At 44.7% G+C, this 26,465-nt stretch carries 19 protein-coding genes; 7 read left to right on the plus strand and 12 right to left on the minus strand.

The window, feature by feature from the left end; genetic code table 11:
- Window positions 1-237 precede the first annotated feature (237 nt).
- Window positions 238-2,733, plus strand: a complete 2,496-nt coding sequence (locus BUR09_RS09825; protein WP_074216762.1) for a glycogen/starch/alpha-glucan phosphorylase — start codon at window positions 238-240, stop codon at window positions 2,731-2,733.
- 63 nt (window positions 2,734-2,796) lie between these two features.
- Here BUR09_RS09825 and BUR09_RS09830 read toward each other — a convergent pair whose 3' ends face one another.
- From BUR09_RS09830 to BUR09_RS09850, 5 genes are all read right to left on the minus strand, one after another.
- Window positions 2,797-3,684 carry a DMT family transporter gene (locus BUR09_RS09830; protein WP_074216763.1) on the minus strand — a complete coding sequence of 296 codons (888 nt, stop codon included), beginning with the start codon at window positions 3,682-3,684 and terminating at the stop codon, window positions 2,797-2,799.
- 183 nt (window positions 3,685-3,867) lie between these two features.
- The gene (gene tyrS, locus BUR09_RS09835; RefSeq protein WP_074216764.1) at window positions 3,868-5,061 is read right to left on the minus strand and encodes a tyrosine--tRNA ligase; all 1,194 of its coding nucleotides are present in this window, start codon (window positions 5,059-5,061) and stop codon (window positions 3,868-3,870) included.
- A 298-nt stretch (window positions 5,062-5,359) separates the two neighbouring features.
- Window positions 5,360-6,133, minus strand: coding sequence for a TIGR00282 family metallophosphoesterase (locus tag BUR09_RS09840; protein WP_074216765.1), 774 nt, complete (start codon window positions 6,131-6,133; stop codon window positions 5,360-5,362).
- 15 nt (window positions 6,134-6,148) lie between these two features.
- Window positions 6,149-7,387 carry a molybdopterin molybdotransferase MoeA gene (locus BUR09_RS09845; protein WP_074216766.1) on the minus strand — a complete coding sequence of 413 codons (1,239 nt, stop codon included), beginning with the start codon at window positions 7,385-7,387 and terminating at the stop codon, window positions 6,149-6,151.
- A gap of 453 nt (window positions 7,388-7,840) precedes the next feature.
- Window positions 7,841-8,458, minus strand: coding sequence for a LysE/ArgO family amino acid transporter (locus BUR09_RS09850; RefSeq protein WP_074216767.1), 618 nt, complete (start codon window positions 8,456-8,458; stop codon window positions 7,841-7,843).
- Between the two features lie 235 nt (window positions 8,459-8,693).
- On the opposite strand from BUR09_RS09850, the gene BUR09_RS09860 reads away from it, so the two are divergent.
- The 3 genes from BUR09_RS09860 to BUR09_RS09870 all read left to right on the plus strand — a co-directional run bounded on the left by BUR09_RS09860 (window position 8,694) and on the right by BUR09_RS09870 (window position 11,782).
- Complete coding sequence (locus BUR09_RS09860) at window positions 8,694-9,578, plus strand: LysR family transcriptional regulator ArgP (RefSeq protein WP_074216769.1); 885 nt, start codon at window positions 8,694-8,696, stop codon at window positions 9,576-9,578.
- Between the two features lie 287 nt (window positions 9,579-9,865).
- On the plus strand, window positions 9,866-11,182 hold the full coding sequence (locus tag BUR09_RS09865) for a tRNA nucleotidyltransferase/poly(A) polymerase family protein (protein ID WP_074216770.1): 1,317 nt from the start codon (window positions 9,866-9,868) through the stop codon (window positions 11,180-11,182).
- A 201-nt stretch (window positions 11,183-11,383) separates the two neighbouring features.
- Complete coding sequence (locus BUR09_RS09870; protein WP_074216771.1) at window positions 11,384-11,782, plus strand: desulfoferrodoxin family protein; 399 nt, start codon at window positions 11,384-11,386, stop codon at window positions 11,780-11,782.
- Window positions 11,783-12,025: 243 nt separating this feature from the next.
- Here BUR09_RS09870 and BUR09_RS09875 read toward each other — a convergent pair whose 3' ends face one another.
- The 3 genes from BUR09_RS09875 to BUR09_RS09885 are packed head-to-tail and all read right to left on the minus strand — an operon-like array spanning window position 12,026 to window position 15,485.
- Window positions 12,026-13,291: a dihydroorotase gene (locus BUR09_RS09875; RefSeq protein WP_074216772.1), complete on the minus strand. Its 1,266-nt coding sequence runs from the start codon at window positions 13,289-13,291 to the stop codon at window positions 12,026-12,028.
- Between the two features lie 2 nt (window positions 13,292-13,293).
- On the minus strand, window positions 13,294-14,247 hold the full coding sequence (locus BUR09_RS09880) for an aspartate carbamoyltransferase catalytic subunit (protein WP_074216773.1): 954 nt from the start codon (window positions 14,245-14,247) through the stop codon (window positions 13,294-13,296).
- Between the two features lie 44 nt (window positions 14,248-14,291).
- Entirely contained in the window at window positions 14,292-15,485 is a 1,194-nt protein-coding gene (locus tag BUR09_RS09885) for an amidohydrolase family protein (protein WP_074216774.1), read from the minus strand.
- A 438-nt stretch (window positions 15,486-15,923) separates the two neighbouring features.
- Between BUR09_RS09885 and BUR09_RS09890 the strand changes: the two genes are divergently transcribed.
- Window positions 15,924-18,017 carry a methyl-accepting chemotaxis protein gene (locus BUR09_RS09890; protein ID WP_074216775.1) on the plus strand — a complete coding sequence of 698 codons (2,094 nt, stop codon included), beginning with the start codon at window positions 15,924-15,926 and terminating at the stop codon, window positions 18,015-18,017.
- Window positions 18,018-18,281: 264 nt separating this feature from the next.
- A complete protein-coding gene (locus tag BUR09_RS09895) occupies window positions 18,282-19,436 on the plus strand; it encodes a metallophosphoesterase (RefSeq protein WP_074217046.1) in 1,155 nt (384 codons plus the stop codon).
- A 1-nt stretch (window position 19,437) separates the two neighbouring features.
- Here the strand turns inward: BUR09_RS09895 and BUR09_RS09900 are convergent, their stop codons facing one another.
- From BUR09_RS09900 to BUR09_RS09915, 4 genes are all read right to left on the minus strand, one after another.
- Window positions 19,438-20,394, minus strand: coding sequence for an aldo/keto reductase (locus BUR09_RS09900; RefSeq protein ID WP_074216776.1), 957 nt, complete (start codon window positions 20,392-20,394; stop codon window positions 19,438-19,440).
- 372 nt (window positions 20,395-20,766) lie between these two features.
- Window positions 20,767-21,861, minus strand: coding sequence for a glycerophosphodiester phosphodiesterase (gene glpQ, locus BUR09_RS09905; protein ID WP_074216777.1), 1,095 nt, complete (start codon window positions 21,859-21,861; stop codon window positions 20,767-20,769).
- 274 nt (window positions 21,862-22,135) lie between these two features.
- Window positions 22,136-23,413 carry an O-antigen ligase family protein gene (locus BUR09_RS09910; protein WP_084539426.1) on the minus strand — a complete coding sequence of 426 codons (1,278 nt, stop codon included), beginning with the start codon at window positions 23,411-23,413 and terminating at the stop codon, window positions 22,136-22,138.
- Window positions 23,414-23,425: 12 nt separating this feature from the next.
- On the minus strand, window positions 23,426-24,154 hold the full coding sequence (locus tag BUR09_RS09915; protein WP_074216779.1) for a glycosyltransferase family 25 protein: 729 nt from the start codon (window positions 24,152-24,154) through the stop codon (window positions 23,426-23,428).
- An 861-nt stretch (window positions 24,155-25,015) separates the two neighbouring features.
- Here BUR09_RS09915 and BUR09_RS09920 point away from each other — a divergent pair.
- Window positions 25,016-26,203, plus strand: coding sequence for an iron-containing alcohol dehydrogenase (locus BUR09_RS09920; protein ID WP_074216780.1), 1,188 nt, complete (start codon window positions 25,016-25,018; stop codon window positions 26,201-26,203).
- Window positions 26,204-26,465: the final 262 nt, after the last annotated feature.

Below are 26,465 nucleotides of genomic sequence, written 5' to 3' on the forward strand. Positions count from 1 at the left end.
GCAGGAATGAACTTCATGCTCAGTTTGTACGAGCCTTGTTTCCTTACTGTGATGGTCATCGTAGTATAAGAAAGGTAGGCCAGCTGCAAATGAAAAGTTTTGAAAATAGAAAGTGCTCAGGTTTAGTGACTTATCATGTCTGCGCTGTGGGCATCCTCGTATCATGGTACGTTAATACTAGTGTGTTGCATCATATCGAAATTATATGGTCTGCATATAGATAATGACGGGGGATCCATGTCGAAAGATGTTAAAGATTATCTGCACCTGCTGGATAAACCACTGGATGAGTTTGAAGCGCCTGGAGCGCGCAACTCTACACTTGGAGAAGATGCATTGTGGCATGTTCTGTATTCATTAGGGCAGGATAATACGTATCTTAATAAGCGAAAAGCTTATTGGGGACTTGTGCTGGCTGTACGCGATCGTATGTTAGAAAAATGGACGGCAGTGCAGAGAAAATATTACGCAAACGATGATAAACGGTTGTACTATCTTTCGCTTGAGTTTTTACCCGGTAAGTTTTTACGTGGAAACTTGTTGGCACTGGGGCTGGAAAATGAAGCTCATGAATTTTTACACGAACATGACCTTTCGTTAGATGAAATTGTTGACGAAGAATGCGAGCCGGGGTTGGGAAACGGCGGTTTAGGGCGTCTTGCCTCGTGTTATATGGATTCTATGGCTACATTGGGGCTACCGGCTTACGGGTATGGTATCCGCTACTCATATGGTTTGTTCAGACAAGAAATTAGAAATGGTCATCAAGTTGAACAGCCGGATAACTGGTTGCATGAAGGCAGCCATTGGTTGATCCCTCGTCCGCATAATCTCTTTCCTATTCGTTTTTACGGTACGGTGAATGAGTGGCTGGATGATGATGGTATGCTACGTCACGATTGGCGTGGTGGTGACCTTGTCATGGCTATGGCAAACGATATGTATGTACCGGGCTATCGTAATGGGCATGTGAACAGCATCCGTTTATGGGAAGCTCGTCCTCATAAAGAGTTCGTGCTGAGTTCGTTTAATGCTGGCGATTACATAGGCTCTGTTCAGGAAAAAATATCGGATGAGAATATCTCAATGGTGCTGTACCCCAGCGATGATGCTCCAGAGGGAAAAACTCTGCGGTTAAAGCAGCAGTATTTTTTTGTGGCTGCAACGATGCGTGATATGGTGCGTCGATTTAAAAAGCTGAATAAGCCTTGGGATCAGTTACCGGAAAAAAACGTTGTGCAGCTTAACGAAACGCATCCAGCCATTGCCATTCCGGAATTGATGCGCATGTTGCTGGATGAGGAGCTTTTAGGCTGGGAAGAAGCTTGGTGTATTTGCCAGAAACTTTTTGCGTATACTAACCATACCATTCTGCCGGAAGCGTTGGAAACTTGGCCTGTGAAGTTGATTGAACGGCTGCTTCCGCGTCATATGCAGATTATCTATGAGATCAATCGACGCTTCCTTGAAGAGGTTCGATTGCATTTCCGTGACGAACCGGAATTGCCTTCACGTGTCTCTCTCATTTCAGCTGGTCCTGAACAAAGAGTACGGATGAGTCATCTAGCGATTGTGGGAAGCTTCAGTGTGAACGGCGTATCTTCGTTGCATACACAAATCTTGAAGGATCGTGTATTCCACGATTTTATCAGAATTTTTCCAGACAGGTTTAACAACAAAACAAACGGGATAACTCCGCGCAGGTGGTTGCGCCAGTGTAACGTGCCCTTGTCGTGGTTATTGAGTGAACACTTAGGGTGCAACTGGATAACTGACCTTACTCAGTTGAAAAAGCTTCGCGAGCTGGTGGATGATGTAGAGTTTCGTCATGACTGGGAACAGTGTCGTTTAACCAATAAAAAGCGTCTTGCAGATTACATAGAAAAAGTGAACGGCATTACGGTTAACCCGCATAGTATCTTTGATGTGCAAGTGAAGCGTTTCCACGAGTACAAACGCCAGTTGTTGAATATTCTGCACATTATTTCGCTTTATAACAATATTCGGAGGAATCCGGATGTAAAGATGCAGCCTTGCACGTTTATCTTTGGTGGCAAGGCGGCTCCAAGTTACCAGATGGCAAAAGATATTATCTATCTTATTAACTGCGTAGCGCGACGAGTGAATTCTGACCCGCACACTCGTAATTTCTTAAAAGTTATCTTCCTGGCAAACTACAATGTTTCTTTGGCGCAGCTTCTTGTGCCAGCAACGGATGTCTCAGAGCAGATTTCGACGGCAGGGTATGAGGCATCCGGCACTGGTAACATGAAGTTTGCTCTTAATGGAGCGTTGACTATTGGTACCAGAGATGGTGCGAATATTGAGATCGGTGAGCGTGTTGGAGATGGTAATATATATCTTTTCGGTCTGTGCGAAAAAGAAGTGCTTGCTTTACGAAGACGTGGGTATGACCCTTGGGAGTTTTATAAGAACGACAGTGAATTACGCGAGGTTTTGGATATGATCAATTCTGATCAGTTTACTCCGGGTGATTCGACGGCCTTTAGTTCAATTTTTAACTCCTTGTTGACTGGTGGTGATCCTTTCATGGTTTTGGCGGATTATCGTGCCTATGTAGAAACACACAAACGTATTTCTCATGAATATGTAGACCGTGATTTATGGATAAAAAAGTCCATCATGAATACTGCGGGGATGGGCTACTTCTCCAGCGACCGAGCTGTGAAAGAGTATATTGACGGTATTTGGAGTTTAGAACCGGACGTCTAAATGAAATGTAAGGTACCCGCATTGCGGGTACCTTTTTTTATGTACGATGATTGTAAGATCGAACTACATGAAGAGCAGGGCAGAGCCGCCACAAGCTGTGAGTATCCCCAGTACGACTCGGGATGATGGTGTTTTCTTTTCGTGGACTGCGGTAATCATAATAATCGCAAGCGGCGTTAGGCTGATGAGTGAGGCTGCGATTCCCGCTTTAGCGTATTTCATTGAGAACAAGGCAACCCAGTTTCCTAATGTGGTACCAACAAAGCTTGCAACGAATATAATTTTCATGGCCTTAGCCATGTTGTCCTTACGCTCAGTAATTTTGTGATGATAGCCCATAACAGCTGCGGCGATCCATGCGCAGCTTGCTGCTGCGGCAATACGGAGGATGCTGCCCATTAGTGGGTCAAGTCCGTAAGAAAGTCCTTTACGGATACATACATGAGAGAGGCCAAGTGCCAGAACAGAGAGCAGGACGAGTTTAAAGCCGTAGTGCCACTCTTTGGGATCTACGGGGCTGTCTGTTTGTTCATCATTTTTGGTAGTGATTGAAATTACTGAAAATATGATGATAAGCATGCCGGCAATATTCAGAAGCGTTAGTGATTCGCCCAGGGTGAAAAATGCGATGACTGCCGTGACGCATGGTGTCATTTGCCACAAGATTGAGCCTGTTCGGGCTCCGATACGGGTACATCCTTCATAGAATAAAGTGTCTGCTATTCCTAATCCCAAAACGCCGGAGAGCAAAATCCAACCGATGGATTGGCTTGGGAATACCCATTCCGCACCTATTACAAGCGCAATGCAAATGTTGTAGAACAGTACAAGCGGAGTGCGGCATAACGTGAGTGGCCATGCTCCGATAAGTTTTGCAGCATTTGTATGCATGTAAGTAGAAAGTCCCCATAGGCAGGCTGTGCCGAGTGCTGCGATTTCACCTACAAACATTGGTGTCTCCTTACTGGAATGCTGTGTTGAAAGTTTGCAACATAATATATTGTAATATAAGAAAAATGCACGTCATCCCTAGGCTCATTTTCAGGTTTTTACAATAAGAAAATAGCTGGAAATAAAAAAAGCCCTGTAGAAGTTTCTACAGGGCTTTTTTCTTTTTTGGTTTCTAAAAAAAAGCTACTTAACAATTAATTTGAGGAAGCGCTTTTTACCAAGTTTGATGACATACTCACCTGCTGGAAGAGCATCCTCAGAGTTGCACTTTTCTCCATCAATGGAGAGTGCTCCCTGTTTCATGAGGCGGCGTGCTTCACCACGTGATTTGGTGAGCTTTGCATCTGTAAGGAATACAGGAGGCATGGAAGCGTCACCGGATTCGCAGGTGTGTTCCGGCATATCGTCTGGAAGCTGACCTTTAGCGAATACGGAGTTAAATCCTTCACGTGCTTTGGCTGCTTCTTCAGCACCGTGGTACTGAGTTACGATGTCTTCTGCGAGTTCTTCTTTTACAGTCTTCGGATGGAGTTCACCGGCTTCGACTTTTGCTTTGAGCTCTGCAATTTCTTCAAGAGACTTGAGAGAAATAAGTTCGTAGTAACGCCACATCAGTTCGTCAGAGATGGACATGAGTTTGCCGAACATATCAGCAGGTGCTTCATCGATGCCTACGTAGTTGCCGTAGGATTTAGACATCTTACGAACACCGTCGAGGCCTTCAAGAATAGGCATGGTCATAACGCACTGAGGGGCCTGACCTTCCTGTCCTTGAAGAGTACGTCCCATAAGCAGGTTGAACTTCTGGTCGGTACCGCCAAGTTCAAGGTCTGCTTCAAGTGCTACAGAGTCATAGCCTTGAACAAGCGGATACAAGAATTCATGGATAGCAATAGGGGTGTTGTTCTTATAACGCTGCTCAAAATCGTTACGTTCAAGCATACGTGCTACAGTATAGCGGGAAGCAAGACGGATAAAGTCGGCTGCGCCGAATTTGTCGAACCACTCAGAGTTGAAGCGAACTTCGGTTTTTTCAGGATCGAGGATCTTGAAAACCTGTTTTTTATATGTTTCCGCGTTAGCGAGAACTTCTTCACGGGTGAGTGGAGGACGTGTGTCAGAACGACCTGAAGGGTCACCGATCATACCGGTGAAATCACCGATAAGGAAGATTACGGTGTGACCGAGTTCCTGAAAATGACGCAGTTTGTGGATTGCAACACTGTGACCAAGGTGTAAGTCAGGAGCTGTAGGGTCAAAACCCATTTTAATGCGCAGCGGTTTGCCTTTTTCGAGCTTTTTCTTGAGCTCTTCAGCATCAATAAGCTCAGCACAGCCACGCTGAATGATTTCGAGCTGTTTTTGAATATCCATAATTCTCTCTTTTACAAAAAAATATGTTGTAGCTTGGTGTCTGTTACAAAGAATTAGCGAATTGTCAAACTTTACAAAAATGTCAATATTGATTGGTTCTGGTTAGATGCCGATAGGTGGCTTCCTCTTTGTTTTCTTTACGAAAAGAATCCCCTTCAGCCTTTATTAGGAAAAAGGGGGAAGAGTTGACCAGAAAATATATAAAAAGAATAAAACGTAATGCTGTTACCCACCGTTACGCAACGCATTGACGTAGTCAAGAGAACGTTCGTGCAGTCGATTTACGGAGGCAGATAAAAAGCTATTCGCGAATAAGCTCAATTTTTGTACACAATCCTGTTTCACCATCAACATTCAAGAACAGACCGTTGATGTGTGGGGAGCCTTTGGCAATTTTGAATCGTTGTGGAAGTCCGGTCATGAACCGGTCAATAATGACTTTCGGATCCATGCCGAGACAGGATTCTTCAACACCACACATGCCGGCATCAGTAATATAGCCGGTGCCTTTTTCCAGAATCATTGCGTCTGCAGTCTGCACGTGTGTGTGCGTACCAATAACAGCTGAAACTTTGCCGTCTACATAGAAGGAGAGTGCTTTTTTTTCGCTCGTTGCTTCAGCATGGAAATCGATAATACGGACGCAAACGTCTTCCGGAATAGACGCAAGCAGTTCGTCTACTTTTTTAAACGGGCAGTCAATGTCATCCATGAACGTGCGTCCAAGCAGGTTCATGATCGCAATCTTGCGACCGTCTGCAAGTTTATGAATAACAAGCCCGGAGCCAGGTGCACCCTGTGGATAGTTTGCAGGGCGGATAATCCGCGGTTCGTTATTAAGCAGGTTGTACATTTCCTTATGCTTCCAGATGTGGTTACCGGAAGTAAGAATGTCTATGCCTGCACCAAAAAGTTCGCGCATTGTGTCTCCTGAAAGACCAATGCCGCCGGAGGCATTTTCACCGTTAGCAATAATAAGGTCTGCCCCTTTTTCTTCTCTGAGAGAAGCAAGGCGCTTACGCAGAATAAGTCTGCCCGGTTTGCCTACAATGTCACCGAAGAATAAAATTCGCATGACGCTTCCTATAATTTAAAAAAACAGTACGTCAACAACTGTACCTTCGTAGATTCCTTCGCTGTCTGCGTTAATACGCGCAACACCGTCAGCTTGAAGCATGGTTTTCAGCAAGCCGGACTTACCGAGCACAGGTATTGCGATGTTTTTTCCATCTTTTTCTGTGACAGTTACCCGCACATAGTCCTCACGTCCCGGTTTAGATGCCACGTTGCGGCTGAGTTCTGCCTGCTTGGATGGCCAGCGGGATTGATCAAATGCGTTGGTGTCCCCACTAAGGTATCGCAAAAACGGCATGCCGAGAACAAACATGACAACCTGTGCTGAGGCAATTTGGCCGGGGAGTCCCCAAATAGCTTTGTTGCCGCATTTAGCAAGAATAAGCGGCTTACCCGGACTGATAGCTACACCGTGGTTGATGAGTTCTGCGCCTTCGATTTGTTCAATGGCGCCAACGGTGAGGTCGCGGACTCCAACTGAGCTTCCGCCGGAGAGGAAAACAACATCGTTTTCCGCGAGGGCGTTTTCAAGCGCTTCTTTCAGAGAATCAAGCTTGTCTTCAACAAGGCCATACGTGGTTGCGGTTGCACCTGCGCGTCGTGCGCATGCTGCAAGAGTGTAGCTGTTTACATCGCGAACTTGTCCAACAACCGGCTTTTCATCAATAGGAATAAGTTCATCACCGGTTGAGATAATGCCTACACGAGGTGAGCTGTACACAGGAATTTCCTGAATGCCGAGTGCAGCCAACATTCCTACTTCCTGAGGGCGGATGCGGGTTCCTGCAGTGAGAGCAGGCTTACCTGTTGTCGCGTCTTCGCCTTTGAGCATGACGTTTTCGTATGGTGCGAGAGACTTACGGATCTCTATGGTGCCGGCACCGAGTGATTCGGTGTGTTCAACCATAACAACTGCGTCTGCACCGTCAGGCAAAATTCCGCCTGTTACGATTCCGGCGCATTCGCCGTCTTGTAGAGTGAAAGATGCTGGCTTCTCAATGTCGATGTCACCAACTGATTCAAGATATGCAGGGTTTGCTTCAGATGCACCGAATATGTTGGAAGCATTGATTGCGTATCCGTCCATACAGGAGCGGCTGGCAAGTGGCAGGTCTTCCTCTGCAATAATGTCGGTGGCAAGTACGCAGCCGTCTACCTTTTCGATAGAAACAGTATTGGCTTGAAGCGGAGTGAATGAGTGAAGTTTTTGAATAAATTCTTGCACGCTGAGTACGTTGAAGAAATCTTTTTTCATATTGGATCCTCGAATCAATAGTATATGGCGAACAGATTGATGATATCCCTACCGCATTGCTCTCTGTAGAATAAAAATTTTTGTATATTGTTACAGATGGATAGTGTGGGGCTTTAACTGTGAGTTGTTGATGTTGTCAGCAGTTTAGACCACGCAGAGTAGCCTGTTACTGTATGTGGTGCAAGGTTATGCCGGTGTGGCAGCAGAAGAAATACTGTGTTTCAGACATAAAAAAACATCCGTCTGGACCTGGAGAAAAAGGAAGGTACGAAGTTCTTTTTCTCCGAGTACAAACGGATGTGCGGTGCTTTCTAAATGCCCCTTCGGGAAAAGGGGCATTTAATATGGGATAGGACGTGTATTAAACAAATTCTTATTCTGGAAGCGCAGGGAATACGCGGTGTATTGCTTAATACCGGTATGGGAAGCTACCAGCGTCCAATAGGGTACATATTATAAGAGCGCGATACCTTGTTTGATGAGTCCTGCAGCGATAAGCCACATGATTGCGCACACCGTGCCATCAAGGATTCGCCATGAAGAAGGCTTGCGGAATAGTGGTGCAAGAGCCTGTCCCCCAAAAGCGAGAGCGCCGAACCAGATTGCGGAGGCGCAAACTCCGCCGATCCAGAAGTAAATCTTTCCGTTACCGATAAATTGCCCGCCCAGTGAGCCCATAAGGACAACTGTGTCCAGATAGGTGTGCGGATTTAAGAAGGTAACAGCCAGCGTTGTTAAGACAACGCTTCGTAAAGAACGTGTTGCATCTGATGATGTCGTCAGCACTCCCGGCTTGCAGGCAGATCTGAAAGCACAGAATCCGTACCAGAGTAGAAACGCTGCACCAAAAAAGGTGGCAAATATTTTTACTTCAGGTGAGGAGGCGACAATTCGCCCAACACTGAAAACACCGAGTCCGATAAGTAACATGTCGGACATGATGCACATGAGCGCGATAATAAGATGGTGGTTTTTGCGAACACTCTGTGAGAGCAGAAAGGCATTCTGTGCCCCGATCGCCATAATTAATCCACCGCAAGTACCAAATCCTTGAAAGAATGGAGCGAGCATGTTTTTCCCAACCCTTGGCTGCATTGTGAGTAATAATTGCTTGTTATTCAGGTCAATGCAGAAGGCGTCCCTTCAGCAGACACATGGGAAGTTCAGTGAGCGCTGTAACAGCGGGGTACGCTCAACACCCCGCCATCACATCTGGAACTTGTTTGCGAACACTTATGTAGAAGAAAAATTGTTAGAAGTGAAATTCATTGTTTTGATGTTGCATAAGTTTTGCTAATGTAGACGTATGATCGATTACAAACAGCTTGAAGCCTTTGCTGCCGTTGTAGAAAATGGCGGTTTTGAAAAAGCGGCAACCGTGCTGCATATTACGCAGTCTGCGGTTTCTCAGCGTATCCGGTTACTTGAAGATAGGATCGGCGCTATGCTTATTGTCCGCTCTACTCCGGTGCAGCCTACAGCGATGGGGCAGAAACTGCTCGGGCATTATAAACAGGTAAGCCTTATGGAACAGGATCTGTTTGAGGATACTCTGGGTAAAACAGCTGAAGATTATATAACAGTACCTGTAGGTATTAACGCCGACAGCCTTGCTACATGGATTCCCGATACATTGCAGGAACTCCTGACCACTACAAATATTCTTGTAGACATCCGGTTGGGGGATCAGGACAAAACGCATGATATGCTTAAAAACGGGGAAGTGGTAGGGTGTGTCAGCTCTCAGCCGGGGCCTATGCAGGGATGTAAGACTGTATATCTTGGTAAGATGATCTATGTATGCTGTGCGACACCTAGTTTTGCTGCTCAATGGTTTCCTGACGGGTTTACACCTGACGCAGTGCGTGCTGCGCCTATCCTTACGTATGATCGCACTGACGAAATGAACAACGAGATGTTGGGACGTTATGCCATCCGTGCCGGTGAGTTTCCGACACACTACGTACCGGATTCTCATATGTTTGTGGATATGTGTAAAAAAGGGCTTGGGTACGGGATGATTCCAAGCTTACAGATTGAAGAAGAGCTAAAGACAAAACAGCTTATTCCGATAGTAGAGTATTCTGTGACCGTACAGCTGTATTGGCATTGCTGGAACTTACAAACACGCCATATTACGATGCTTACGGATGCGTTTGAAAAAGTCGCTAAGCTGCATCTTTCCCGCTAACTTTGACAGTACATGTAATCAGATCAGTTTGCATATTTAGTATTGGACTGAAAAAAGAATAAAAGTCGTAATACTTCACTGTACAAATAGGGCATTCGTAATTACCAGTATCGCATACACATTGTCACATAAGAGTGCCAATGGTTATTTGCGTGTCTATTGAGCATGTGTTATATTTCACAATGCAAGGTGACTTATTTAGATTATAAAAACGCTATGTTCTTACTATAGCATACTATATGAGACTATGTGGTCCGGTTTTTATCGGTTCTACAATAGGAGGATGAATGACTCAGCCTTTTAAAGATGCCGTTGGCATTTGTAAGACTATTATGCGTAACGGATTTGATGCGTACGTTGTTAACGCTCAGCTTCAGCGCGAACTGCTTGAAGATGCAAAAGAAACTGAACTGGATATCGCATGTGAAGCTCCGTTCGATGAAATCCAGCGTATGTTCCCTAATGTTATCGAAGGATCTGAACGCGGAGTAGTTGCTCTGCTGAAAGAAGCAGATGTCACTTACCGTTTTTATCCTACTGATGTAGAAGATGCGTCTCATCCAGAAGAAAGCATTGCACGTATTACTCCTCACTTGTTGAAACGCATGGAAGAGAAGTATGGCAGCATTCCGGCCCAGTACGCATGTCCGTATGTTCCTGGTTCAGAAATGTACGAAGGCTTTGAAGACATCGCTACCGGTGTTGTTAAGTTTACAGGTATTGCGCACGAAACATTACGCCGTAACTACCTGCTCGGCATTCGTGCTCTGCGTTTTGCTGCTAACTACGACCTGCCAATCGAGCAGAATACTTGGATTGCCATCGTAAAAGGCTCTTCCCGTATTCTTGATTACGTGCCTTCCCATAGCATTATGGAAGAGTGGCGTAAGGTTGAAGCTGAGAACATGTGGCGTTTTGTTGAACTTCTGTTTGATTCCATGATCCTGCATGGTCTGATTCCGGAAATCGCAGCACTTTCCCGTTGTACTCAGATTAAAAATGAAGAAACCGGCGAAGAGCAGACTGTATTCGAGCACACCATCGAAACAATGCGTCATTACCCTGAAGAATTACCGTTCGACTGGTTCGGTACCTTTGCGGTTCTTTGCAGCAATGTAGGTAAACTTTACACTGCAGAATTTAGTAATGACACATGGACCTTTAACCAGTTCTGTCGTGTTGGTGCTAAAGTAACCAGAAAGATCATGGGACGCCTGTCATTCCTGCCGCAGGATATCGATCTTGTGTGTCACCTTGTTAAGCATCATCAGTTCTTCCACAGCATGCTGACTGATAAAGGTATCCGTCGTTTCCGTGCTCTTGACGAATATCCACGTCTCATTGAGATGGCTCGTGCGGACCTTAAAGCCCGTGACAATGCCTTTAACGCATTCAACCATAACATGAAGTGGCTTGAGCGTGCTGATACTCCGGAACAGATGGTAGAACCATTCCTGAACGGTAACGAAATTATGGAAGCAACCAGCCTCAAACCTGGTCCTCATGTAGGTATTCTGCGTGACGAGCTTCTGAAAGCACAGATTGAAGGCAAAGTTAATTCTGTTGAAGAAGCTATTGCTTTTGTTCGTGATTACAAAATGTAAGTTGATGTTGAGATAAACCAGCACACTGCTGAGTTACTCAAATGTTATTCAGGCCGGGCAACATATGTTGTCCGGCTTTTTTTGTGCGCAACATATCATTTAACTTACTGCCAGTGTATCAGATTTTATATCAGGACTGTCCACTTTTTAACTCGCTGTCATTTTGAGATAGGCAGCAATTTACGACAGGAAGGTATAAAAATGAGTACTCGTAGACAATTTCTCGCTGGTACAGCAATGCTTGCCGGTGTTTCTGTAGTTAAGGCTGTTCCTGCATTTGCATGGCAGTTTTCAATGGAAAAGGGAATCATCTATACCAATAGTCAGACTGGCATGTGGAAAGGAAAAGAGAAATCTCATGTGCCGATTGTAGATACTAAAAATTTGCTTGTTATGATGACAACACCTCATCCAATGAGCCAAGAGCATTATATTGTACGTCACACTATCGTTTCTGAAGACGGGGAAGTGGTGCATGCAAAGACATTTTCATGGAAAGATGATCCAGTATCTAAGGCAGCATTGAAGAAAAAAGGAAAGTATGTAGCTACGAGCTTCTGCAATCTCCACGACATGTGGGTCAAAGAGTTTACGGTGTAAGCGTTGTTGCCTGTAATGGTCAGGTGTTTTTCCAATTCATTCGCCTTATCATACGGTTAAAAAAGAAAATGAGTTGAAAGTCTTGGTTACCAAGTCTTTCAACTCATTTTATTCTTCATAAGGGGTAGGAGCTACGTTCCCCATCAATATTTTTAAGCGGGGGTCAAGAGGCCGGTGCTCCCTTGCGTGGATGCAAGAGGCAGAGCTTTGCTCGCGGAGACCCGCCGGAGGCAAGATTTTTATTTAAACTACACGTGTTCCGCCAAGCCAGTGTGCTTTAACGCGACCCTTGAGGGTCTTGTTAAGGAACGGTGTGTTTTTGCCTTTTGAGTGCATGGCGTCAGCAGTCATTTCCCATTTTTCGTTAGGATCGAAGAGGAAGAAGTCTGCAATGTCGCCTTCTGCAAAGGTGTTAAGTGGAAGCTTGAAGAGCTCAGCTGGCTTTTCAGCCCACAGCTTGATGAAGTCGTCTTCTGTGATGGTGCCGTCTTCTACCTGAGTCCATGTGAGTGCTACCGCGCTGTCCAGACCGGAGATACCGTTAGGTGCACCTTCAATTGGATGCTCTTTTTCGTGGTCTGCATGCGGTGCATGGTCAGTCACAAAAATATCGATGGTACCGTCTTTCACAGCTTCCTTCATGGCAAGGCGATCTTCTTCGCTACGCAATGGAGGATTAACTTTTGCTGCGGTAGAGTAATTGCTGAGAATCTCATCGGTGAGGATCAGGTAGTGCGGGCAGGTTTCAGCTGTTACTTTTACGCCTCTTGCCTTTGCCCAGCGGATGAGATCAACAGACTGTTTACAGCTGATATGTGCAAGATGAACAGGCAGGTTCAGGAATTCTGCCAGCAGAATATCGCGTGCAACCTGCATGGACTCAGCAACTACTGGCTGACCTTTTACACCGATGGCTTCACTTACTACACCTTCGTTCATATGGCAGTCTTTTGCCAAAGTAGGGTCTTCGCAGTGATCGATGATGGTCAGTCCGAAGTTTGCTGCATATTCCATGCAGTGACGGAACATTTCTGCACCGCCTACTGGCACACCGTCGTTGGAAATTGCCACACAACCGGCTTCAGCAAGTTCGCCCATAGGAGCAAGCTCTTTACCTTTAAGGCCGATGGTTGCTGCACCGATAGGGTAGAGGTACGGGCCATTTGGCCAAGTCTGCTGCGCACGCTGAAGCATTGCTTCTGTAACGGATGCGGAGTCGTTGGTCGGGTTTGTGTTAGCCATTGCCATAACGCCGCCGAAACCGCCGTGTGCTGCAGCTGAAAGGCCGGATTCAATATCTTCTTTATATTCAAAGCCCGGTTCACGCAGGTGTACGTGGCAATCGTAGAAGCTTGGGAATACGATGAGACCTGTAGCGTCTACAACTTCTGCATCTTCTGGTGCAGTTACTTCACCATGTGGTGTAACTGATACAATAGTGGAGCCGGAAACAAGAATATCTACGGAGGTTCCACGAAGCAGGCCATTGGAGATAAACAGATTAGTCATGGCTATGCTCCTTTGTCTTTACGGGTTGCGTGGAGGTACAGGATCGCCATGCGTGTGGCTACGCCTGCAGAAACCTGATTAAGAACTCGGCTTTCATTGCAGTCAGCAAGATCAGACGCAATCTCAAGTCCTCGGTTCATAGGTCCCGGGTGAAGTATTTTAGCACCCTCTACTGCCATATCCATGTGTTTTGAAGTAAGGCAGTACATGCGTGCGTATTCATTCAGGTCAGGCAACAAACCGGCCTGCTGACGTTCAAGCTGTAAACGCAGACACATAACAGCATCCACACCTTCAACTGCTTTGTTCAAGTCATGGAATACTTCAACCGGCCATGTATGCACAGTGTGCGGCAGCAGCGTGCGTGGTGCACACAGTCTAACTTTAACGCCCTGACGGGTGAGCAGGTTAATGTTGGAACGAGCAACACGGCTGTGCTTGACGTCGCCGAGAATAAGGATGGTTTTTCCTTTGTACTCGTTATTCCATGCTCTACGCAGGGTAAAGTTATCCAGAAGTGCCTGAGTTGGGTGAGCGTGACAACCGTCACCTGCGTTGACTACTGCGCAGTCCAGACGTTCAGCGATGAACTGTGATGCTCCGTTTGCTTTGTGGCGTAGAACGATAACATCAGGGTTCATTGCTTCCAGAGTAAGGGCAGTGTCCTTCAGGCTCTCACCTTTTGTCAGGCTTGAGCTGCTGCTGGACAGTGAAAAAGTATCGGCAGACAAACGCTTGCCTGCAACGTCAAAGGAGGTCTTTGTGCGCGTGCTTGGCTCAGCAAAAAAGAGCACCACGCTTTTCCCTTTAAGGGTTGGAACCTTCTTAACAGGGCGCTGGTTGATTTCGTGAAATTGCTCGGCTGTATCGAGAAGATGAGTAACTTCTTCGAGTGACAGCTGACTTACGTCCAAAAGGTCTTTGTGCGGCCAGATGAAGTGTTTTTCTTGTGGCATTTCATTTTCTCTGGTTTGCGGGCAACGCCCATGATGAATGAAGACTAAAAGTCTTCCGGCAAAATAGCATAGTGGAATCGTTTGCCTTTCGACAACGTTCCTAGTTCACTTGTAATGCCCAGTGCTTTTGCTCCAGCAATGGTAAGCATGCGTAGCAATGCACCGGTAGGTATATCGAAATTATCGCGCAGGTAGCGCGCTTCATTCCAAAGGTTAAGGTCATGGTTTGAAGCAAGACTGTCTGTACCAATGGTCAGTTGCAGCCCAGCTTCAAGAAAATTTCGTACAGGGGCGGTACCTACTCCGATGAGTTCGTTAGAGCGCGGGCACAGGCATACAGTTGTACCACTTTCCTGAAGAATGTTGATGTCTTCCGGCGTACAATGCACACAGTGGACTGCGAGTGTGGACTCATCCAGCAAGCCGAGGTGCATCGCATATGGTACTGCACGCATTTTGGGTGGAGTAAAATCTTTAGGAAGTACCCTGCGAGAAAGTTGTTCCCTGAATCGGCCTGTTCCTTTAGTCAGCAACTCTTCCTCGCCGGGGTGTTCTGCCAAATGGACAGAAAAATACCGCTCATTAGAGCGGCACCATTGTTTTGCAATAACCAACGCATCAGGGCTGGTAGAATAAAGAGCGTGACCGGAAAGGGTCATCCATCGCTTCTTAGCTTCGTTAGGCAATGCGTCAACAGTTGAAGGGAATAAGTCTTCTGCGCCCAACGTGCCGGTAGCGAGATTCGGAAAATTATATCCAAATACTTCAAATTGAATATGGCAGCTGAGGTTGTGTGCAGTAACTGCGCTATACACAGCCTCAGGAGCACGCCCATTGACATCTGCGATGTGTGCAGTGCCGTTTAGAGCCATTTCGGAAACTGCTGATTCAAGACTCTGAACATCTACCGGTGTTGCCATGTACGGCAGGGCGGATTCAATCCATGTCTCAAATCCTTCACCAAAAGTAGCTTTACCTTTCATGTGGGAAAGCTCCAGATGGTTGTGGCAGTTAATGAGAGCAGGCGCCAGGGTAACGTCACCTAAATCTTCTGCTTCAATTTTGTAGTTCTTGGAAAAGGCGCTGAACGAAAGAACGTCCACAATAGTTGAACTATTGTGGACGATAACGCCGTCTTCAATGACATCTGGAAAAGAGTAATACCCCGAATCGGTTCGGGGGGAAGTGTTATGGCCTTCCATAGTAAGGATGCGACGAGCGCGGATGGCATTGAGCATGAAGATAAAATTTGGTTATATGTGGTTATGTTTTTGGCGTACCGCCACACATTTAAATCACACATGTTCGGGGTCTTGTAAAGAAAAGAATGGGCTCCAGTGTGATCAAAGATGTTTTGTACTTTGGATACAGGTGGTTGCTTAATGCTTTTTTTTAGATGCATCGTTAGCAATGCTAGACGTGACCGACTAATATTTTTTCTTTTTTGGGTGTGTGAACACTGTTGTTCAGCGTGTATTAACTGCATTTTTTAAAAAAAATTAAGTTATAAACTTGTAGTGCCGAAAGAATATAACGATAGACACACATAGAATATTTGACTTGGGAGGATGTGAAAGCGCTTTAACCCGATAAGGTGAAAAGAATGATGTTTTTTATGGTGCGATAAATAGGTGGTCTTTTGTTTTTATTAATATATTGTAAGTGTTGGGGGTGTAATGTTTAAAAGTATTAAGGCGAAAGTGACAGCCTTGGTAATGACTGCGTCGTTAGTATCTGTTTTATTAGTTCTTATTATTTCAAATGCTATTGTGCGTGACGATGCAATTAAATCGTTTGAGATGTCGTCAGAAACAGATGCCATCCTTGTTGAGCATATTGTAACAAACTTTTTTACTGACGCTATCAATACGACAAAAGAATTGGCGTTACTTGAAGAGTTGCAGGAGGCAACTGGGGCACTTACTTTTAACAGTAGCATTCAGACTGAAGTTACTTTTGTTGCCAAGGGGTTGCCACAGCTGGAACGACGTATTGCGGGCGTTCTCCACAATGCACGAGCTTCACATGAGAGTTATGAGATAGTTTACTATGGTAGTAGTACTGGCGGCTTTATTATGTCTGATCCAACAGAATTACCGCCGCGGTTTGATCCTCGTCTGCGCCCTTGGTACAAAACTGCAGTAGCCTCTTCTTCCGGCTCGGCTGTCTCCAAGGCTTACCAGAGTACTGCCGGCATGCCGGTGGCTAGTACTATGACTGCTGTTCGTGATCAGCAAGGCAATGTGCTTGGTGTTGTGGCTATTGATGTTCAGCTTTCTATGCTTGTCACGATGATGCAGGATATTAAGATTGGTGAAACAGGCCATGTAGTGTTGCTTGAAAATGACGGAACTGTTCTCGCAGCCCCTGGGTATGAAAATATTATTATGAAGCATATTGGCGCTACAGGTAATAATGCATTGGATTCACTTTCAGAAAAACAGGACGGCATGTACGAAATTGAGGCAAAGAGCGGTCTTCAGTTTGTGCGCATGCATACTGTGCCTTCAACTGGCCATAAGCTACTTGTTATAAAAAATGAGAGTGAAGTCGTTGATGCTGCGAATGAAAGCCTGATTGCAACCGTGGTAGTTGGTTTAGGCGTAGCATTGCTGATTGGCTTATTAGCTTATTTCTTTGTGCTGCGTACTATGAAACCTCTATATGTGATTGTTCAATCTGCAAAAGAGGTAAGCCAGGGTGAGTATTCAAACGTCCCACCAGATACAGAATTTTCAGGTGAATTATTGGACTTGCATCTTGCATTGAAGGAAATGGTTGGGAGTCTTGTAAGCTCTATTCAGATGGCAGATCAAAAGACAGAAGAAGCCGAAGCTCAGACTGCACGGGCAAATGATGCATTGCAGGCTGCTGCTGAAGCTCAGGCTCAGGCGGAAGTTGCTCGAAAAGAAGGCTTGAATCAGGCGGCAGGACAGCTTGAATCTATAGTTGTAAATATTGGTTCGGTTTCTGAAGAGCTTTCACTACTGGTTGAGCAAACTCGACGCGGCACAGAACGTCAGGCTGCACGCAGTGGAGAAACTGCAGCGGCTATGGAGCAAATGAATACTGCCGTGATGGAAGTAGCCCGCAACGCATCTGATGCTGCTCAGCATTCAGAAGTCATGCACGAAAATGTTGTGAATGAGGCGGAAGCTGTAACGGAAGTTGTGTCTGCAATTGATGATATAGCAGTTCGATCAGAAAAAATGATGGAGAGCCTTGGTGAATTAGGAGAAAGGGCGCAGGGCATTGGGCAGATCATGGATGTGATTTCGGATATTGCTGATCAAACTAACCTGTTAGCCTTGAATGCAGCTATTGAAGCAGCACGCGCAGGCGATGCAGGGCGTGGCTTTGCAGTGGTTGCGGATGAAGTGCGCAAACTTGCAGAGAAAACAATGCAGGCTACTTCTGAAGTCGAAAAGGCTGTTTCTGCCATTCAGCAAGGAACAAGTCAGAATATTGATGCAATGAAGCAGACGACTGACGTGGTTGTTAACTGTACTAGCCTTGCAAAGGCTGCGGGTGATGCTTTGTCAAATATGACCACGATGATTGAAGGGTCGACAGATATGGTTCGTGTGATAGCAACAGCATCTGAAGAACAGTCTGCTACAAGTGAAGAGATTAACGCAAGTGTAGAGGAAGTAACTCGTCTTGCGGATGATATGGCATTGTCTGCCGGAGATGCGGCAAAAACAATGGTGACTTTAGCAACACTGTCTGATGAACTTAACGGAGTTATTCAGACATTGAAGCAGGATTAACTTTAAAGAAATTAGTTAGTAAAAAAGGCTCCCTCTTATTGCAAGGAGCCTTTTTTATTGGTGCGTTATGAAGAGTTAAAGGAAAATATTTGACTATAGTACTTTTGAAAGGAAAAGTACGCTGTAGGGAAAGATCGTAACGTGAGGGGGATCAGTCACTTTTGTAGAAGTTTTTTTGCTCAATAGCACAGGTTGTAAGCGTAGTTGTTATGAATGTTTTTGCGCAAGGGGGTAACTCTTGCTGGAGTGAGGATGAGAGATCAGATGACCTATTTTTCTATAGTAATGACGTCCGTGCTGTTTGTCCTTTGGGCCGTTGTTTGTTGGCGTATGATTCTTCCTCTGAGAGTTAGTCGCCTTACAAAGTTCCTGCTTGTAGTCGGGGGGCTTGTCTCGCTGACATTGTATTACGTTACGCGCCTCTTTGTTCGCGAAGGGCTACCGGTGGAGTTGCATGCCACACTGCGTTGGATAGGGTATCTTTCTTTAGGAGGGATTTCACTTACGATTCCATTCCTTTTTGCAAAAGAACTGTTGCAGCTTGGTGGGCGGGTAGTGATGTTTAAGAAAAAATCTTTTGATGGTGCCCGTCGTACTTTTTTGCATAATGCAGGTAATGCTGCAGTCTTGGCTGCCGTTTTTCCCACTATGGCGTTTTCTGTTCAGGAAGCTTTTCAAGAGCCTGTTGTTAAGAAAAATACACTGCAGGTTGCAGGGCTCCCTTCAGATCTCGAAGGGGTGACCATTGCTCAGATTTCTGATTTGCACGTAGGTTCAATTTTGGATGGTACATGGCTGAGCCAGTTAATGAGGCAGGTGGAAGATCTGCGGCCGGATATGTTGGTTCTGACTGGGGATGCCATTGATGGCAGAGTCTCTCGTGTAGGCAAAGAGCTTGATGCCTTGTCGGGTTTCGAAGCACCGCTTGGAAAATTTTTTGTCACCGGTAACCATGAATTTTATTCCGGTGTAGAGGGTTGGGTTGAGCAGATGCGGTCGATGAATTTTACCGTGCTGAATAATGAACATGCTCTCGTGCAAAACGATTCTGGAAAAATATTAGTCGCTGGCGTGTGGGATTACCATGGTGAGAGGTTTGGGAAGCGGTATGCCTCAAGTCCTTTTGCAGCAAAAGCTGATGCTCCGGAGCATGATGTATCTATTTTGCTGGCTCACCAGCCTAAAAATATTTTTGAAGCAAGCAAGGCAGGGTTTGATATACAGCTATCGGGGCATACCCACGGTGGGCAGTACTTCCCTTGGACATACGCAGTTCACTTGTTCCAACCATATGTGAAAGGGGTGCATCAGGTTGATGGAACAACGTTGTATGTGAGCACAGGAACTGGCTTTTGGGGTCCTCCTATGCGCCTGACTGTTCCACCTGAAATTACATTGCATACTCTTATGGCTGCATAAGTTAGCATTCACCGTCCCAAATGTTTTCTAGCGTATATGGAGAGTTGTGGCCGGTGAATGTTGTTCCGTCGATGATACGTGCTCCTATGTCTAGCTCTTTGATAGCGATCATATCATTACGATCCAGACAAACATCTAACGCTTTGAAGTTTTCTTGAATTCTTTCTGGATGTACTGATTTAGGGATTGCAACAACCCCTTGTTGTAGAAGCCATGCGAGAAGTACTTGAGCTGTTGTACAGTTGTGTTTGCTTGCGATGGTCATAATTAGGGGATGGTTGAGGAGCGGAGGGGGATTGCAGCCATCAGTTGTTTTGATGGGAGTGCCGATAGAGGCGAGCGGACGATAGGCGGTGAGGATAATGTTATGCTTGCGGGCAAAAGCCACTTGAGCCTGTTGCTGCTGATATGGGTGCATCTCAATTTGATTAACTGCAGGTGGAATTGCAGCAATGCGTAATAGAGCGGTAAGTTTTTTTATGCTGAAGTTGCTTACGCCGATATTTCGAACAATTTCTTTGTCTGCACAATGCTCCATTGCACGCCATGTATCACGTAACGGTACCTCTTCTAAGGTTAAGTAGTCATCAGGCTTTTGTGGGAAATCTACTCCAGATTTCAATGCTACTGGCCAGTGTATGAGATATAAATCCAGATAGTCGAGGCCAAGGTTTTCGAGAGTTCGTGTAAGTGCAGGCAAGACATCATCCGGTTTATGGGCGTCGCACCAAAGCTTTGATGTAATCCACAACTCTTCACGGGGATATTGTTTAAATGCTTTCCTCAGAGCTACCCCAATCTCTCTTTCATTACCGTAAATAGACGCACAGTCGATGTGTCTGTACCCAGCATCAAGAGCTGACAGTATCGCGCGCTCCACTTGGTCGGGAGGACTTAGGTATGTTCCGAGTCCTAATGCTGGAATTTTGTCCCCATTGAGTAATTGAAGGTATCTCATGGAATGTCTCCGCTCGGTGTCTGTTGGTCAAATAGAAAAAGAGTCCTCCTAGAATAGCAGAGATGGGGTGGATGTAAATGTGATGTTTTGGGAGCGTTCAATCAAATCAAAGCTATAGCCAGTCTTTAGCGAAGGGGAGGCGCTTTAGTGTTGTCTTTATTCAATGTGCTGAAAGCGTTGGAAGTTTGTATTAATTTTACCTGCCTGTTTAATTGACATTGTAAAATGGTGAACACACATTTGGTTTCGCAGGGACGCATTTATAATGCAGGGACTGTTTCTTGTTGGAGTAGTTCTTTTGATAGGAATAGAAAAGCCCGCCTCAGTTGAGGCGGGCTTTGTTTGTTTTAAGCGATCAATAAGCGAAGGTTGTTATAGTCCCTGACGTTGATATTTAGCACGGCGGAGGAAATTAACCGCACGATCCGGGAAGTCGGTGAATACACCATCAACGTCTACTGTGTAGTAGAAGATGTCGAGCATATCTTCAAAGCTCGCTGCGTATGTAGGGATACGACCGTTATCAAGACGGAAGGTGTAAGGATGGACTTCCATGCCGTTTGCATGAGCTTCTTTTACCATGTCTGTAATAACAAGGTTGTTGCGGGTAGATTCATTTTTCACAAGCATTGGTTTCCAAGGGCCAATGCCGTCGGCATATTCAGCAATTCGCTCAATGCCACCTTTTTCAAACATCCAATCGTAATTGTATGGAATAAATTTGTCGTTTTTCTTTTCCATAGTTTCGTTCCAGCTTGTTTCAGCTATGAGCTGGACAATCTTAAGATCCATACCAAGTTTTGGAAGTAGTTCTTTGCTGATGCGGCGGGTTTCATTTGGATCAAAGCACTGAACGTACACTTTGTCTTCCTTGGTAGTGTATCCGTACTTTTTAAGCATGTTCAAAGCAGCCATGCTGATATCCTTACCTTCTGCACGATGGAACCAAGGGGCTTTGATTTCAGGGTAGATACCAACGTTTTTGCCGGTAGATTTGTTTAACCCCTGAATGAGTTGAAGTTCTTCTTCGAAAGTAGGTACTTCAAATGATGAGGTGAACATTGGGAATCGGGTATCAAATCCCTGCACTTTTTTTCCGTCTTTAATATTAAACCCTTCAGTAACTTTAAGGGATTTAATTTCGGCTAATGTGAAGTCGATAGCGAACCAGCGTTTTTCGTCATCAACCATACGGAAGCGCTTCGGGAATTTTTCCATTACATCAGTAATGCGATCAAGGTAATGATCGTGAAGGACTACCAACTGGTCATCCTTGGTCATAACAAGATCTTGCTCAATGTAGTCTACACCCATGAAGTAGGCAGCAGCTTTAGCTTCAAGAGTGTGTTCCGGTAAGTAACCGGATGCGCCACGGTGCGCGATAACTATTTTATTCCCACCTGCAATGGCAACACTTGCACCTAACACCATTAGTGTAAGAAGTGAAAGTGACAGCAACTTTTTCATAATAAACTCCTTATAAAATTATGATGTTACATATCATGGTAGGACGAAAAAGCAAGCATGATATCGGTTACAGCAAAGGTGTGATCAATTCTTTGCAGATGTGATTACACTCTTTTCGAGTCTCAATTTAGGTTTGTACATTGAAATATTGTGTAGAAGAAAAATGTTGAAGTAGCGTTACAATAATGTGTTGTTTGCTTGCTTAGATATAAAAAAACTGCTGCACGGTAAGTGCAGCAGTTTGACAGGTCATAAAGAAGACGCTGGAAGTATATTATTTAAGATTTGAACAAGCTGTTTTATCAGTAAAAGCATTCAGTAGCTTAGGTTCAGGAAGGGAATCTTTTAGTGCGTCAGAATACCGTTCGTAAAGTATAGATCCATAAGCCATCCCAAGTGGGAAGAATAGGAAAAATGCACCTTCATCGCTCTTTATGTAAACATCTGTAAGGCCGTAGCCAAGGTTAAACAGTGTTACAAGAATTAAGAAATGCTTGGTTCGGCCTTTTGAAAAGCGGATAGCAGGTATAAAGGCGAGTATCAGGAGCATGCTGCCAGAAATCCCCCATCCGAAGAGTGATGAAACGTAGAGGCTGTGTGGGTGTGGCCATCTATGTGTTAGGTCATCAGATACTGTTAGATAGCTCACTTTCTTTAATTCTTGAAGGTGAGAGCTTCTATATTGTATGTCAAAATCTGTGAAGCTGCGGAGTCCATTTCCAAGTATCGGAGATTCAGAAAATCCTTGAAGAGCAGAATACCACATGCCCAATCTGGTTCGGATGTTCCGATCTTGAAGTGGGGCCGAAATTGTATTTGTAAGGCGATTTTGCTGTTGAGCTGGAAGCAGTGGAAAAGCGATAGCCAATAGTAAGATTGCAATTAGTGCATATTTCCAGATTTTATTGGCATGGAAAATCAAGGTGTAGATTCCACAGGAAAAAAGCAATCCGACATATGTTGATCTGCTGACGGTTAACATGATGGTGAATGCGGCAATGGGTGCAATAACGTAGCTGATGTGCTTAAGAATTTTTGGTAGCGTCTGAGCGTAGCATATACATATAAAAATTGTAATTGCCGCAGTAAATGCAAGGTATTGCGGATTATTAAAGTGTAATGATAATCTGTCGTTAAAAATTTCAGGGTGGGATATGAGGCTATATGTACATCCGGTAATAACTGAAATTGATAAGGCGGCTGCAAGTAAGAATAGGGTGTTATGAGAATATCTTGTAAGGAATAATTGTAAACCAACCCCAGCAAATAAGGCGCAAGCCAATCTGCCTGCTATACGCGCATCAGCAAAGGGCGCTCCGGGAGTTATTAGCACGAAAAGAATGAAAGGGATTGGTGTCAGCAATAAAAGAGCCTTTTTGGGCTCTGACGAGATTAAAAGACATGTAAGAAGGAAAGAGGCTATCCCAGATGAATATAGTGCAGGTTTGACTCCAAAATGAAGACCAAGGGCTAGCATGAGGGCACTTGTTGAAAAAAATAGGAAAGATGTACAAAGCCTTGTCGCGGGATTTTGTAAAGAACGGTACAGCATTATAACCTCTGATCAAGAGCGAAAATTTTTAAGCATTTTGTATTCAAAAATGCTGGAACGAATTCTTATGGATGCTACATGCAGCTCTTTTATTATCTTTGAGACCAATTTCTTTTTATGACCGCTTCTACCATGAATTGTGGTGTCTTCCCAGCTATGATCGATACTATAAGGTTTCAACATGAAACAACCGACTTTGTGAAGGTAGCTTAGATTCATATAAATATCTTGTCCGAATATCCATTCGGTGCTGTGGGAAAGGAATTTAGATGCAGCATCAGGGCTGAGCATATAGGCTACGGAGCCAAGTACTCCCTTGCGGGAAAAATCGATTCGAAAACCACCATCTAGTATTTCAAGAGTCTTATGCTCTCCGCCGCGATGTCCATAGAAACGTAGGCAACCATATTTTTCTATGTGCTGTTCTGCGATTTTAATGGCTTCTGGAAATTCAGGAAGTAAGACCGCATCATCTTCAAAAATAATGATTGGCTCATTTAATTCAACGCATTTCTTCCAGAGTCTATGATGGCTTGCGAAGGCTGCAAGTTCTCCTCGAGTCAGTGGCCGGCTGCGTAAAAAGCGTCGTTTTTTGTCGTTGTAATGCTCAAGTTCTTCAAAGTTCTTTGAGCCATCGACTGCAGGAAAAATTTCATATTCAAGCCCAGCGTCAGTGAGGGCTTTGATCATGCGTTCACGCCTTTCATGAGAGCGTTCAAGGTTGATTACATAAATTTTCATAGTATTTTATTAGGCGACTAGGAGAAAGTTAGAGTTGATACCTAGGGGATTAAATGAACCTTGCTGCGGCAATATATAAAATGAGCAGGCTGGCTAACGAGCTAGGCAAGATTAGTTTCCTTATAATAAATTGATATTAAATGCTATATGAGTGGGTAGCTCATTTTTTAGAAAATTTTTAATTCTAGTATGTTGAACCTCCAAATTTTTCTGTACTAGAGTTTTTGAACCATAGTGCTAGAAAAAAACGTGGTGCATTTCTGCATCATAGGTGGTTGTTTTTTACATTCTATGCGATTTTTTTTGTGTGTAGGAACAGGTGTTTGTGAAAAAAAGAATAAATAGAGGATGTAACGTAAAGTCTGCTGTTGATGGAGGTTGCTGCTTGTCGTGATGCGAAAGTGCAACTATATGGTGCAATGTTGCATAAGCGCTTCAAGGGTACCGGTTTCATTACGTTCAAGGGGTGAATGCCATATTTGGAAATGACAATATTGTGTGAAGAGACAGTGCTAAGATGAAAGGAAGAAAAAAAATGAAATTTTATAAAAAAATTTAATATATTAAAAATATTGAATAAAAATCACTTAACAGTAATTGTTTCTATTCTCTTTTTTTTATGTTTGGTTGTTTGCACACTTATTGCTAAAGAGAAATGCTTGTTAATTTTCGTACAAGGTATCTTTGGTGCAAAATTACAGCATGCAGCATGATGCTGTGTTTCGTTTGCTGGAATAAACGAAATGAAGAGCGTTTGGGTCACTGGGGTAGTGGCTCGTTCTGGCAAAGAATAAAAGGTTTTTTGGGTTACTGAATTTTATTTGGTGCAAACAGCAACTTTCATCACCGGAAGGAATTGAGATGAGCTTTCAGCAGACAGTAGCACCTGTCGAGTTTTACATGCCGCCAGTTACAGTTATCGGTGCTGGCGCAATTAAAGAGATTCCAGCAAGACTTAAGTCTCTGGGAGGTACCAAGCCTTTACTCGTAACCGATAAAGGTATGACCCAGCTTGGGGTTACTGCTTCCATCACACAGCTTTTGCAGGCTGCAGGTATGCAGTGCGCTGTGTATGACGAAACTGTACCAAACCCTACCGATAAGAACGTTAGCGATGGCCTTGCTCAGTACACTGCTAATGGTTGTGATTGTATTATCACACTTGGTGGCGGTAGCGCACATGACTGCGGCAAGGGTGTGGGCATTGTTGCAACTAACGGTGGCGCTATCCATCAGTACGAAGGTGTAAACAAGGCTCGCGTGGCTATGCCTCCATTCCTTGCTGTTAACACTACTGCTGGTACCGCGTCTGAAATGACTCGCTTCTGCATTATCACTGATACTGCTCGTAAAGTAAAAATGGCGATTGTAGACTGGCGTGTAACTCCTGGCATCGCTCTCGATGACCCTGAGTTGATGGTTGGTATGCCTCCTAGCCTTACTGCTGCTACTGGTCTCGATGCGCTTACTCACGCTGTTGAAGCATACGTTTCTACTGGCGCTACTCATATGACTGATGCAAACGCAGAAAAAGCTATTAAGCTTATTTCTAAATACCTGCGTCGTGCAGTAGGTAACGGCCGTAACCTCGAAGCTCGTGAAGCAATGTGTTACGCACAGTACCAGGCAGGGATGGCGTTCAACAACGCAGGCCTTGGTTACGTTCATGCTATGGCACACCAGCTTGGTGGTTTTCTTAACTTGCCTCATGGCGAGTGTAACGCAATCTTGCTTCCGCATGTATGTGAATTCAACATGCTTGCTTCAATGGATCGTTTTGCAGAAATGGCAGAATTCTTCGGTGTACAGGGTACAGCTCGTACACAGCGTGAAGCTGCTAGCAATGTAATTCAGGCAATCCGTGATCTTATGCAGGATGTTGGAATTCCTTCCAGCCTTACTCTTCTTGCTAAGAAATATGGCAAGACCGTTAATCCTGAAGATTTCGAAGTGATGGCGGAAAGCGCGATGAAAGATGCATGTGCGGCTACAAACCCACGTGGTATGCGCAAAGAAGACATCATCGCAATCTACCGTAAGATTTTATAGTCTTACCAGATATCGATTGAATAGAAAGCGTCTGACAGTTTTTGTCAGGCGCTTTTTTTTATGTGTGAAGTGTTTGGGGGTAGATTGTGAACAGCAATATGTCTGGTGCGAAGATGAAGGATAGGAATTTGTGTTAAAGGTAAACAAAATGCCCTGATTTCTTGGCAAGAGAAATCAGGGCATTTGTGGGGAGTGTGCTCCCGTGCCCAGACAAGGCTTGAAAGATGAGGGACAATGTTGGCTCAAGAAGCGGGGAGAATCT

Source organism: Halodesulfovibrio marinisediminis DSM 17456, assembly GCF_900129975.1.
GTDB classification, from domain to species: domain Bacteria; phylum Desulfobacterota; class Desulfovibrionia; order Desulfovibrionales; family Desulfovibrionaceae; genus Halodesulfovibrio; species Halodesulfovibrio marinisediminis.

Excerpts from the sequence above, each read along its gene's own strand:
- BUR09_RS09920 (WP_074216780.1), top strand. The coding sequence starts at position 25,016 with ATGAGCTTTCAGCAGACAGTAGCACCTGTCGAGTTTTACATGCCGCCA.
- BUR09_RS09865 (WP_074216770.1), top strand. The coding sequence starts at position 9,866 with ATGACTCAGCCTTTTAAAGATGCCGTTGGCATTTGTAAGACTATTATG.
- BUR09_RS09910 (WP_084539426.1), bottom strand. The coding sequence starts at position 23,413 with ATGCTGTACCGTTCTTTACAAAATCCCGCGACAAGGCTTTGTACATCT.
- glpQ (WP_074216777.1), bottom strand. The coding sequence starts at position 21,861 with ATGAAAAAGTTGCTGTCACTTTCACTTCTTACACTAATGGTGTTAGGT.
- BUR09_RS09880 (WP_074216773.1), bottom strand. The coding sequence starts at position 14,247 with ATGCCACAAGAAAAACACTTCATCTGGCCGCACAAAGACCTTTTGGAC.
- BUR09_RS09850 (WP_074216767.1), bottom strand. The coding sequence starts at position 8,458 with ATGCTCGCTCCATTCTTTCAAGGATTTGGTACTTGCGGTGGATTAATT.
- BUR09_RS09885 (WP_074216774.1), bottom strand. The coding sequence starts at position 15,485 with ATGCTCAATGCCATCCGCGCTCGTCGCATCCTTACTATGGAAGGCCAT.
- BUR09_RS09845 (WP_074216766.1), bottom strand. The coding sequence starts at position 7,387 with ATGAAAAAAGATTTCTTCAACGTACTCAGCGTGCAAGAATTTATTCAA.
- BUR09_RS09875 (WP_074216772.1), bottom strand. The coding sequence starts at position 13,291 with ATGACTAATCTGTTTATCTCCAATGGCCTGCTTCGTGGAACCTCCGTA.
- BUR09_RS09825 (WP_074216762.1), top strand. The coding sequence starts at position 238 with ATGTCGAAAGATGTTAAAGATTATCTGCACCTGCTGGATAAACCACTG.
- BUR09_RS09900 (WP_074216776.1), bottom strand. The coding sequence starts at position 20,394 with ATGAGATACCTTCAATTACTCAATGGGGACAAAATTCCAGCATTAGGA.
- BUR09_RS09915 (WP_074216779.1), bottom strand. The coding sequence starts at position 24,154 with ATGAAAATTTATGTAATCAACCTTGAACGCTCTCATGAAAGGCGTGAA.
- BUR09_RS09870 (WP_074216771.1), top strand. The coding sequence starts at position 11,384 with ATGAGTACTCGTAGACAATTTCTCGCTGGTACAGCAATGCTTGCCGGT.
- BUR09_RS09895 (WP_074217046.1), top strand. The coding sequence starts at position 18,282 with ATGACCTATTTTTCTATAGTAATGACGTCCGTGCTGTTTGTCCTTTGG.
- BUR09_RS09890 (WP_074216775.1), top strand. The coding sequence starts at position 15,924 with ATGTTTAAAAGTATTAAGGCGAAAGTGACAGCCTTGGTAATGACTGCG.
- BUR09_RS09830 (WP_074216763.1), bottom strand. The coding sequence starts at position 3,684 with ATGTTTGTAGGTGAAATCGCAGCACTCGGCACAGCCTGCCTATGGGGA.
- BUR09_RS09860 (WP_074216769.1), top strand. The coding sequence starts at position 8,694 with ATGATCGATTACAAACAGCTTGAAGCCTTTGCTGCCGTTGTAGAAAAT.
- BUR09_RS09840 (WP_074216765.1), bottom strand. The coding sequence starts at position 6,133 with ATGCGAATTTTATTCTTCGGTGACATTGTAGGCAAACCGGGCAGACTT.